Annotated in this window: 9 protein-coding genes and 1 riboswitch; of the genes, 4 read left to right on the top strand and 5 right to left on the bottom strand. The window is 44.5% G+C overall.

Annotated elements, in window-relative coordinates; all coding sequences use genetic code 11:
• Nucleotides 1–191: 191 nt before the first annotated feature.
• The gene (locus tag B3O12_RS02525; RefSeq protein ID WP_286755175.1) at nt 192–437 is read right to left on the bottom strand and encodes a DUF4834 family protein; all 246 of its coding nucleotides are present in this window, start codon (nt 435–437) and stop codon (nt 192–194) included.
• Nucleotides 438–439: 2 nt separating this feature from the next.
• Entirely contained in the window at nt 440–3,253 is a 2,814-nt protein-coding gene (carB, locus tag B3O12_RS02520) for a carbamoyl-phosphate synthase large subunit (RefSeq protein ID WP_189631552.1), read from the bottom strand.
• A gap of 197 nt (nt 3,254–3,450) precedes the next feature.
• Between carB and B3O12_RS02515 the strand changes: the two genes are divergently transcribed.
• Entirely contained in the window at nt 3,451–3,864 is a 414-nt protein-coding gene (locus B3O12_RS02515; protein WP_189631551.1) for a hypothetical protein, read from the top strand.
• Between the two features lie 99 nt (nt 3,865–3,963).
• Here the strand turns inward: B3O12_RS02515 and guaB are convergent, their stop codons facing one another.
• From guaB to B3O12_RS02500, 3 genes are all read right to left on the bottom strand, one after another.
• Nucleotides 3,964–5,433 (bottom strand): IMP dehydrogenase, encoded by a 1,470-nt coding sequence (gene guaB, locus B3O12_RS02510; RefSeq protein ID WP_189631550.1) that lies wholly within the window; start codon nt 5,431–5,433, stop codon nt 3,964–3,966.
• Nucleotides 5,434–5,537: 104 nt separating this feature from the next.
• A complete protein-coding gene (locus B3O12_RS02505) occupies nt 5,538–6,698 on the bottom strand; it encodes an aminotransferase class V-fold PLP-dependent enzyme (protein ID WP_286755173.1) in 1,161 nt (386 codons plus the stop codon).
• Nucleotides 6,688–7,266 carry a thioredoxin family protein gene (locus tag B3O12_RS02500; protein WP_286755172.1) on the bottom strand — a complete coding sequence of 193 codons (579 nt, stop codon included), beginning with the start codon at nt 7,264–7,266 and terminating at the stop codon, nt 6,688–6,690. The genes B3O12_RS02505 and B3O12_RS02500 overlap by 11 nt, the downstream gene beginning before the upstream one ends.
• A gap of 11 nt (nt 7,267–7,277) precedes the next feature.
• Here B3O12_RS02500 and pnuC point away from each other — a divergent pair, with 11 nt between their 5' ends.
• The 3 genes from pnuC (at nt 7,278) to B3O12_RS02485 (ending at nt 11,115) form a co-directional block, all read left to right on the top strand.
• Nucleotides 7,278–7,922 (top strand): nicotinamide riboside transporter PnuC, encoded by a 645-nt coding sequence (pnuC, locus tag B3O12_RS02495; RefSeq protein WP_189631547.1) that lies wholly within the window; start codon nt 7,278–7,280, stop codon nt 7,920–7,922.
• Complete coding sequence (locus B3O12_RS02490) at nt 7,919–8,428, top strand: ATP-binding protein (RefSeq protein ID WP_286755171.1); 510 nt, start codon at nt 7,919–7,921, stop codon at nt 8,426–8,428. Before pnuC ends, B3O12_RS02490 begins: the two co-directional genes overlap by 4 nt.
• A gap of 65 nt (nt 8,429–8,493) precedes the next feature.
• Nucleotides 8,494–8,608: riboswitch (TPP riboswitch) on the top strand.
• Nucleotides 8,609–8,658: 50 nt separating this feature from the next.
• The gene (locus B3O12_RS02485) at nt 8,659–11,115 is read left to right on the top strand and encodes a TonB-dependent receptor (protein ID WP_286755170.1); all 2,457 of its coding nucleotides are present in this window, start codon (nt 8,659–8,661) and stop codon (nt 11,113–11,115) included.
• The last annotated feature ends 203 nt before the right edge of the window (nt 11,116–11,318 follow it).

Raw genomic sequence — 11,318 nt, 5'->3', positions numbered from 1 at the left:
ACAGCTTGTGGCTAGTATACTGGGATCTAACTAATGCGATCTAGATGAGTAACCCTAAAAGTTTATTTAAAATTGGTTGCGGCATGCTCGACTTTTCTATTTGGGTTCAATTCAAATGTTTAAGTAAAATATGCATAAACAAAAAAGGGGCGATTTGATTTCAAATCGCCCCTTTTTTATATCATACTGGCTTATTTCACCTCTTCATAATCTACGTAGTCTCCACCTTTGTAGTTCTCCGAAGACTTTTTCGAAGGTTTTTTCGGGGCATAGTCAATGTTTACATTTCCATCAGAAGGTTTTCTGTGCGATCTGCCGCTGTTGGAAAAACCTCTATGTTGTTGTTGCTGGGCTTGTCCGAGCCCCACAGAAAACAACCTAAAAACGGATCGTATGACCCAGAAAATAAGGACGAAAATAAGGATTAACCGAATCAACTTTATCTACTTAAATATTGGTTACGTTTTGAGTAAATATCCAGGAAGTAGTCATCCATTAAATCATCGATAAAGTAGATGGCTTCTCCTGTAGACTTCATCTCAGGCCCAAGTTCCTTATTCACATTCGGGAATTTGTGGAATGAGAAAACCGGTTCTTTAATGGCGTAGCCTTTCTTAACCGGCTTAAATTCAAAGTCTTTCAGCTTCTTCTCACCGAGCATCACTTTTGTGGCATAATTCACATAAGGTTCCTGGTAAGCTTTGCCTATGAATGGAACGGTTCGTGAGGCTCGTGGGTTCGCCTCAATCACGTAAACGGTATCATTCTTAATGGCGAACTGAATATTAATCAGGCCAACGGTTTTTAGAGCCAGAGCAATCTTTTTAGTAATGGTTTCAATTTGTTGCATTACAAAGTCGCCCAAGCTATATGGAGGCAATACAGCATACGAGTCGCCCGAGTGAATTCCGGCCGGCTCAATGTGTTCCATTATGCCTATGATATAAACCTCTTCACCGTCACAGATTGCATCGGCCTCCGCCTCTATGGCTCCGTCCAGGAAGTGGTCTAATAACACTCTGTTGCCTGGAATGTCCTTGAGAATGTTCACTACGTGCTCTTCTAGCTCCTGCTCGTTGATCACAATCTTCATGCTTTGACCTCCCAATACGTAAGAAGGCCTTACCAGCAGAGGAAAGCCAAGTTCTTTAGAAAGCTCAAGGGCCTCGTCAGCATCTTCAATTACCCCGAACTTAGGGTAAGGAATATTGTTTTCGGCCAGGAGGGTAGAAAATCTTCCGCGATCTTCGGCCAGGTCGAGTGCTTCGAAGCTCGTGCCTATAATCTTAATGCCATAACGGTCTAGTTTTTCAGCCAGTTTAAGCGCGGTCTGACCACCCAATTGCACAATCACACCTTCAGGTTTTTCGTGCAGAATGATGTCGTATATGTGTTCCCAGAATACGGGTTCAAAGTAGAGCTTATCGGCTGTATCGAAATCGGTCGAAACCGTTTCAGGGTTACAGTTGATCATGATGGTCTCATAGCCACACTCTTTGGCTGCATACAAGCCGTGCACACAGCAATAGTCAAACTCAATTCCCTGTCCGATTCGGTTCGGGCCAGAGCCAAGCACTATAATTTTCTTGTTGTTACTTACCTCCGATTCGTTTTCCTGATCGAAAGTAGAGTAGTAGTATGGAGTTTGGGCTTCGAATTCGGCCGCGCAGGTATCTACCAGCTTGTACACCCGCTTAATGCCCAACTCGTGTCTTTTCTTAAACACCTCACTTTCCCAGCATTTCAGTAGATGAGCAATTTGTCGGTCGGCATAGCCTTTTTCTTTGGCTGTTCTCAACAGGCGCTCGGGTAAGGTATCGAGTGAATATTGTTCAATTTCAGTTTCAAGCTCAATAAGTTCTTCAATTTGCTGAAGGAACCACTTATCGATTTTGGTTTTCTTCTGAATGGTTTTGAACGGGATACCTAGTTTAAAGGCATCGTAAATATGGAAAAGCCTGTTCCAGCTTGGGTTTTCAAGGCTATGGAGCAGGGCGGCCTGATCGGTCACTTCTTTGCCATCGGCACCAAGTCCGTTTCTTTTTATTTCCAGCGATTGGCAGGCTTTCTGAAGTGCCTCCTGGAAATTGCGGCCAATACCCATGGCTTCTCCTACAGACTTCATTTGAAGCCCTAGTTTTCGATCGGAACCTTTGAATTTATCGAAGTTCCAACGTGGGATCTTCACAATCACATAGTCCAGTGCAGGCTCAAAGAAAGCCGAAGTGGTTTTAGTGATCTGGTTCTTTAGCTCGTCCAGGTTGTATCCAATAGCGAGTTTTGCGGCAATCTTGGCAATGGGGTATCCGGTGGCTTTCGAGGCTAGTGCCGATGAGCGCGATACGCGTGGGTTGATTTCTATACCAATGATATCGTCTGTTTCGGGATTTACGGCAAACTGCACGTTACACCCTCCGGCAAACTGGCCAATGGCGTTCATCATTTTGATGGCCATGTCGCGCATGTTCTGATACACGGTGTCTGGCAGTGTCATGGCCGGAGCAACAGTAATGGAGTCTCCGGTGTGTACCCCCATTGGGTCGAAGTTTTCGATGGAACAAATGATGATAACGTTGCCAAGGTTGTCTCTTAACAACTCTAACTCATATTCTTTCCAGCCCAGAATACTTTGTTCAACTAGCACTTCGTGAATGGGTGAGGCATCTAAACCTCTTTTCAGTGCTTCGTTGAATTCTTCGGGATTATCTACAAATCCGCCACCATAACCGCCCAAAGTAAATGATGGGCGAATTACTAGCGGGAAGCCAATTTCCTGAGCAATTTCTTTTCCTTTTAAGAAAGAGGTGGCAGTTTCTCCGCGGCAAACGTCTACACCAATTTCAATCATTTTATGCCTGAACTTTTCACGGTCTTCCGTGGTCTCAATGGCATTAATATCTACACCAATTATGCGCACCCCGTATTTCTTCCATATCCCTGCTTTGTCGCAGTCAATGGCCAGGTTAAGTGCAGTTTGACCACCCATGGTAGGTAGCACTGCATCGATTTGGTGTTTTTCCAGAATTTCTATGATCGATTTTTTGGTTAATGGCTTGAGGTAAATGTTGTCGGCCATAACCGGGTCGGTCATAATGGTTGCCGGGTTAGAGTTAATGAGGGTTACTTCTATTCCCTCTTCCCGCAACGATCTGGCGGCTTGAGATCCTGAATAATCAAACTCACAGGCTTGTCCGATAATGATAGGTCCACTTCCGATGATTAGGATGGACTTGATGCTGTTGTCTTTAGGCATTTTTTAGGTAGAGAACGACTTGTTGACTTAGGTACAAATTGGCACAAAGTTAGGCCATAATGCTTACAATCAAAACCAGCTTGATATTAATGTGGTATATATTGGCTGAGACAATTCTTGAAGGGCATAAAGCCTCTTTTTATAGAAAAATTGTGCTATTTTCAATGCGCTGATATTCTAAAACAATGGTTATGAAAATGAAAAAATCGATACAGATAATGTGTGCCTTTGCTCTGCTTTCTGTGGTGCTTGCAGGCTGTGCTGCATCGGGTACCACCACTAATTCTTCGGCCAAAAAGGCTGTTAAAGCTAAGGTATATGACCCAACCGGAGTATGGGAGTATTTTGTCAATACGCCCGATGGTGGTAGTTCAGGTACTATGCGAATTAGCGGTAACCCGGGAGCCTACACTGCCAGTCTTGAAACTGATCAGTTTGGAGTACTGGAGATGAATGGCGTAACGGTGCAGGACAGAAACCTCACCGGAAGTATTGAAGTAATGGGTACGGTGGCAGAGATTGAGTGCCAGTTTGATGGAGATACTATGGATGGAGCTGTTTACATGGGGCAGGATACTTTCCCTATGTCGGGCAAGCGTGTGAGTAAATAAATTCCTCCACATAAAACACAAAGCGAGCGCCTGAGAGGTTTCATGTACCTTTAGGCGCTCGCTTTTTTTGCCCAATATTCTCAGGCTGTATGAAATGAGTTATCGGCTATAGTTTGGAGCTTCACGAGTAATGAACACATCGTGAGGGTGGCTTTCTCGCACTCCTGCTCCGGTTATTTTTACAAACTTGGCTTTTTGAAGCTCCTCTATTGTGGCGGCACCACAGTAGCCCATGCCGGCCTGCAAGCCTCCTGTAATCTGATAAAGTACCTCTTGCACCAGGCCTTTGTAGGGCACTCTGCCGACAATACCTTCAGGCACCAATTTTTTAATATCGTCTTCAGCATCCTGGAAGTAACGGTCTTTAGAGCCATCTTCCATGGCTTCTACAGAGCCCATGCCACGGTAAGACTTGAATTTTCTGCCTTCGTAGAGTATTACTTCGCCCGGAGCTTCTTCGGTTCCGGCCAGTAGCGAACCAATCATTATGGTGTTGGCTCCGGCTGCTATGGCTTTAACCACATCGCCAGAGTATCGTATTCCGCCATCGGCTATAATCGGAATACCTGCGTCTTTCACTGCTTTGGCGGCCTCATATACGGCCGAAAGTTGTGGCATACCTACTCCGGCAATTACACGGGTTGTACAGATACTACCCGGGCCTACTCCCACCTTAATGGCATCGGCTCCGGCATCGGCAAGGGCTTTTGCCGCTTCGGCTGTAGCAATATTTCCTACTATCACATCTAAATTGGCAAATGCCTTTTTTATACGCTTGGCCGTATCAATCACCCCTTTGGAGTGCCCATGAGCAGTGTCTATGCTCACTACGTCTACTCCGGCATTGACCAGTGCCTGAATACGCTCGTCAATATCTGGAGTAACTCCAACAGCCGCTCCCACACGTAAACGACCGTACTCATCTTTACAAGCGTTGGGCCTGTTTCGGTTTTTAAGAATGTCTTTGTAGGTGATAAGTCCTGTTAACTTACCTTTTTCGTCAATAATGGGGAGTTTTTCAATTTTGTATTTCTCCAATACCCCTTCAGCCTCGTCAAGACCAATGCCCATTTTGGCTGTAATGAGGTTTTCGCTGGTCATTATTTCTCTGACCGGGGTGGTCATGTCTTTGATAAAGCGCATGTCGCGGTTGGTAACTATTCCTACCAGAAGCTTGTCTGCATCTACCACAGGAATACCACCTATCTTGTTCTCACGCATTATTTGCTCGGCCTCTCTGGCGGTGCTTTCTACGTGCAGAGTGATGGGGTCTAAAATCATTCCACTCTGAGAACGTTTCACCTTTCTTACCTGCAGAGCTTGTTGCTCCACAGTCATGTTTTTGTGAATAAACCCAAGGCCTCCTTCAAGGGCCATGGCAATGGCCAGCTTGTATTCGGTAACAGTATCCATAGCAGCCGACACCAATGGAATATTCAGTTGAATGTTCTTGGTGAGCCATGTTTTGGTAACTGTATTTCTTGGAAGAACTTCGGAGTAACCCGGCAGAAGAAGCACATCGTCATAGGTCAGTGCTTCAAAAAGGAATTTGTCAGTATCGAGTGGCATAGCAAATAAATACGTGGTTTTATTTGCCGGACAAAATTACGCAGATTGTAGGATTGAAAAAAATATGTTTCAACAAATAAATTTCAATCTTCTGCCTGGCACGTTCAGACCATAGTTTTAACCTTAAAGGTCTCTACTAATTTTTCCAGATCAGCTTCGGAGTTGTATAAATGTGGTGAAACCCGAATGGAATTTCCTCTAATAGAGACATAGATTCTTTGTATTTCAAAACGTTGCCTTACCTCTTCCATATTCATATGCTCCGGCAACCTGAATCCAAACAGATGTTCTCCCCTGAAGGCTTCATCTTCAATCTGAATACCCAAGTCTTTCAATTCTTTGAGATAAGGGGCTGTGATGTTTTTACAGTAGGCCTGAATGTTGGCCGGTCCCCACTCATTGATCTGACGAATGGCTCTGGTGAGCATAGGCGTAAGAATGAAATTGGCACTTTCGCCTACTTCGTAGCGGATTGAACCGGGTTGGTATTCATTCTGGTAATTAATCAGATTTCGAAAATCCTCACTATGAAGTCTGTTCATCCAGTTGTTTTCTATAGGGCTGCCTTCGTTAAAGTATTCTCCGAAATAGGCTACGCCCAAGCCGTAGGGCCCCATTAGCCATTTATAGCCTGCTGCAACTACGGCATCGGGCTTGAATTCCTGTACATTAAAGGGTAGGGCACCAATGGACTGTGTTCCGTCTATTACCAGAATGGCACCTACTTCATCGGCTCTTTTGCGAATGGCTTTCAGGTCGAATTTGGTGCCATCGGCCCAATGCACATGCCCGCAAGCAACCATTTTTGTGTTGGTATCAATGGCTTCAAGCAGTTTTTCATTCCAGCTTTGGCCACGTCCGGTTTTTAGTTGAGGCGCTGTTATATACTTAATGGTAATTCCTCTTTCTTTTTCCAGCGCTTTCCATGCATACACATTGCTGGGGAATTGCTCATCGGCCAATACAATGTTGTCTCCCTTACCGGCTTTCAGGTTTTTGGCCACATTGGCCAGTGCATACGATACAGAAGGCACAATGGCACATTGCTGTTCGGAGCGGGCATTGATGAGTTTGGCAAACTCTGTGCGGAGTGCGCGAGTATTATTAAAGAAGTCTTCCGGTTTTACAGAGGTGGGGTCGTCTTTGCCATACAAAGACCTAACGCCTACTTCGGCTACCGCTTTAAGCTGCGGAGACATATAGCTGCAGTTGAGATAGGTGATGTCGTCCGGTAGACTGAAGAGCTCTTTTTGATTAGTTAGCATTTTGGTTGATGATTAATTCCATGGAGTGTTCGAATGAAACTTCCGGTTCCTCCAAAATTCGCCCAATTTCTTCTCCGTTGCGCAAGAATATGATGGTCGGAGTTTTTCTAATGTCCCAGTTCTTTTCTTTCTCTAAGCGGCTTTTTTTATTTACATCTACCCCATACAATTCCAGCTGGTCGGCTATGCCCAATTCTTCACAAACTCTAATGAGTCTTGGTATTTCGCGGTTGCTATCATGACACCAGGTGCCCATAAAAGCCAGAATACGCAGCCCTTTGAGGTTTTTCTTCCTAATGTCTTTAAGGGTTTCTGTATCGACCAGATACGTTTTGTAATTGGTGTTGAACCATATTTTGTATGGCATTTTGCTCAGGCCTTCTTTGGTTATAGGCCCGTTCAAAATCTTATCTACATATTCAGATACGCTTTCGGTCTCTACATTGTATTCTTTTTCTTGTGCGGTGATAAACGTTGGGAATATTACCATTATCACTATCAGGGCCAGTATTGCTTTGAGCATTTCCATGTTTGTTTTTTCAACCAACGAAATATACCAATTAATCATATCTTTGGGCCATGCACCTAAACGAGATTTGGCAGGATATTGTCGCCAATGTTCAAGCTTTTGACTTTTGGGGCCTCATTGCTTTTGTTTCCGGAATTCTGGCCGTAGTTTACCTTATTAAGGAGAATATATGGACCTGGCCGTTCGGGATTATCTACACCATTATTTCCTTGTTTGTCTTTTATGAGTCGCGATTATATGGCGACTTGTTGCTACATATTTTCTTTTTGGTGCTGAATGTCTATGGTTGGATACACTGGATTAAGGGTAAGGAAAAGAAACAAGAAGCCCTGCCTGTTACCCGACTTTCGCTTGGTTCGGGTCTCACATACCTCGCTGTTTCAGGTCTATTTATTTACCTCTTTGCCCAGTTTTTAATGCAGCTGCCGGTGTGGTTCGAAGGAATTGATGCACCAAGCTTGCCTTACTGGGATAGTGCCACTTCTATGTTGAGCGTAACGGCCATGTGGCTTACGGCCAGAAAAAAACTGGACAACTGGTACTACTGGTTTGCCATAGACGTACTGGCTACGGGCATCTACTTTTACAAAGAACTTTATTTCTACTCTGTTTTATATCTGGTGTATATTTCAATGGCGGTGGCCGGTTACCTGGCATGGAAAAAGAGTATGCACCTCAACCCGATTAGCGAATGATTACAATTGCCGTAGTGGGGCCGGAAAGTACAGGAAAAACTACTCTTACTGAAGCTTTGGCCGCACACTATAAAACCCTTTGGGTGCCGGAATATTCAAGAGAATTTCTAACCAACCTTAACAGACCTTATATACAAAACGACCTTATTGCAATTGCTGAAGGACAGTTGCGTGAAGAAAGGAAGTATAGAAAGCAGGTAAAAGACTTACTGTTTTTAGATACCGACCTGTTTGTTATTAAAATTTGGAGCGAGTTTAAATATGGCCATTGCGACCCTTGGATATTGCAGCAACTATCCATGAATCAGGCCTCTTATTACCTGCTCACCTACTACGATGTGCCCTATGAAGAGGATCCGCTACGGGAAAGCCCCGAAAATCGTCCTGAGCTTTTCGATTTGTATGAAAAGGCCTTGAAAGAGTATGGGGTAGCATATGAGGTAGTGCAAGGTTCTTTTCAAAAAAGGCTGGAAACAGCCATTCAAAAAATAAATTCTATCCTATAGCACAACCAGTGCTTGCGTCAGGGTAAAATAGTTTTTCGTTTTTGATAAACTAAGTTTACTTTTGCGCCCAGTAATAGGGGTGCCTTTTCCCGTTCATTCGGGATGAAATACAGGCTGAGATTATACCCATAGAACCTGATGCAGGTAATGCTGACGCAGGGACGTGGTGGTCTAACGTTTTAGGTTGGCTTCCCCTAGCCGCCATTGTTGAACCATTAAAAATCAATTCAATGAAAAAGTTGTTCGTGGCATCGGTTCTAATGCTGATGTTCACACAGATGTATGCTCAAAGCAACATCAAAGGAAAAGTGGTAGACAGCACCACGGGAGAAGCTGTTTTTGGAGCCGGTGTTATGCTCAGTCCGTCACAGCAGGGTACCGTAACCAATGTGAGTGGAGAATTTGAGTTGCCCAATGTTGCATCGGGTAATTACACACTCATGGTATCTATGATTGGTTATGTGAAGCTGTCGCAAAAAGTAACTGTCAACGGAACGGTAGAGCTTCTGTTGGAGTTAGTGCCAGACACCCGACAGTTGCAAGATGTAATTGTTACCGGCACCAGGGCCAATGAAAAAACGCCTACCACCTTTACCAATGTATCAGCTGAGGAAATTGAAAAGCAAAACCTTGGGCAAGACTTGCCTTTCTTGCTTAACTGGACTCCCTCAGTAGTAGTTACTTCCGATGCCGGGGCGGGTGTTGGTTATACAGGCATTCGTGTGAGAGGAAGTGACCCCACACGAATCAACGTTACCATCAACGGAATTCCTGTAAACGACTCAGAATCGCAGGGAGTTTATTGGGTAAATATGCCCGATTTTGCATCTTCAACCTCTTCCATACAAGTACAAAGAGGAGTGGGCACATCGACCAACGGAGCCGGAGCTTTTGGCGCATCCATTAACCTTTTGACCAATGGAGTGAGCTCTGTACCGAAAGCTCAGGTAAACACCAGCGTGGGTTCTTACAATACGCAAAAATACAATGCCATTTACTCAACCGGACTATTGGCCAATAACTGGGCATTTGAAGGGAGATTGTCTCGTATAGCATCAGATGGCTATATCGACCGGGCCTCTTCAGACCTTGAGTCTTACTATGTTTCCGGAGGCTATTTCGGTAAAAAAACCAGTCTTCAGTTAATTCATTTTGCCGGAAATGAGAAAACCTATCAGAGCTGGTGGGGAACTCCCGAGGCTAGGTTGAGAAACGATGCCGCAGGCATAGAAGAGGTTATTGACAACAATGGCTACAACGCTCAACAGGCCGCCAACCTTAGAAACTCAGGTAGAACATTCAACTATTACCTATACGATAATCAGGTAGACGATTACGGGCAAGATCATTATCAGCTTCATTTTAGCCAAAATCTGGCCGAAGGTTGGAACCTGAACACTGCATTGCACTACACCCGGGGAGCCGGTTTTTTTGAGGAGTTCAAAGACGATGAAGATCTGGTAGATTATGGCTTGCAAGAAGTAACCGTAGGTAATTCTACCATTAGCTCCACAGATCTGATTAGAAGAAGGTGGCTCGACAATGATTTTTATGGAATTACCTACGACCTGAACTATGAGGCCTCTAAGGTGCAAGCCACCTTGGGTGGAGCATTTAACGAATATGATGGTTTGCATTTTGGCGAAGTAATATGGGCGCGCTATGCCAGCAACGGAGACATACGCCATCGCTGGTATGAGAGCCGCTCTGATAAAACAGATTTCAACACCTATTTAAAGGTAAACTTGCAGGCTACTGAACAACTCAACTTGTTTGCCGATGCACAAATAAGAACGGTGCATTACAGAGGAAAGGGGACCGATAATGATTTGCGCACTATAGACTTCGACCATAACTACACCTTCTTTAACCCCAAGTTTGGTCTTACCTACAACTTAAGTGAACAGACCGCTCTGTATGGTTCTTTTGCTGTTGGTAATAAAGAGCCTAACCGATCAGATATTATTGATGCTGTGCCAGGCACGGCTCCATCTCACGAAACCCTCAACAACATAGAGTTTGGCTTTAGAAAAAGAACGGCTAAGGCAGCTTTTGAGGTTAACTATTATTTGATGGATTACAAGAACCAGCTTGTACTAACTGGCGATGTGAACGATGTGGGGGCGGGTATTCGCACCAATGTGCCGGACAGCTACCGCATGGGGGTAGAACTGGCCGGAGGCATGCAAGTTGCCGAGTGGTTCAAGTGGCAGGCCAACCTTACGCTCAGCCGAAATAAAATTAAGGCCTTCGAAGAAATTATTTATGACTACGGGCCGGCCTTCGATGAGTTCAATGAGGTAAGAACTCAGTTTAACGATACCGACATTAGCTTTTCGCCAAATGTTATTGCGGGCGCACAGCTTACGTTCACTCCAGCGCAGTCGTTCGAAGTTAGTCTGTTGTCTAAGTATGTGGGCGATCAGTATCTTGACAATACCTCTAATGAGAATCGTAAAATCGATGCGTTTTTTGTCAACGATGTTCGCTTCAACTACACCTTGGCTACTCGCTTCATCCGCCAGATAGATCTAAGCCTGCTAGTGAATAACATTTTCAATGTAGAGTATGAGTCCAATGGCTATACCTTTGGTTATTATGGTGGTCTTGACTATGAGGTAAGAGAAAACTATTACTACCCACAGGCTGGTACAAACTTCCTTTTTTCTGTAGGGTTTAATTTCTAAGTCCAGCCTATTGTATTTCCGGTGATGGTAGCCCGAAAGCGGTTACTGTCACCGGAATTTTTTTGCCAACCGAAGGGTTTCAAAGTATGCCGATAGCTGATAGCCTGATGACGTGCCGGAGCTCTGTAAGGGCCAATTATTTTTATGCAATCGTTTACCTAAAAACTCATTCGGCCTTTCCTGCTTATCAACAGCGAATCTGC

Source organism: Roseivirga sp. UBA838 (assembly GCF_002296035.1).
Taxonomy (GTDB): Bacteria; Bacteroidota; Bacteroidia; order Cytophagales; family Cyclobacteriaceae; genus Roseivirga; species Roseivirga thermotolerans.
The sequence above is the reverse complement of the archived record's forward strand: the minus strand, read 5'-3'. Positions and strand labels throughout refer to the sequence as shown.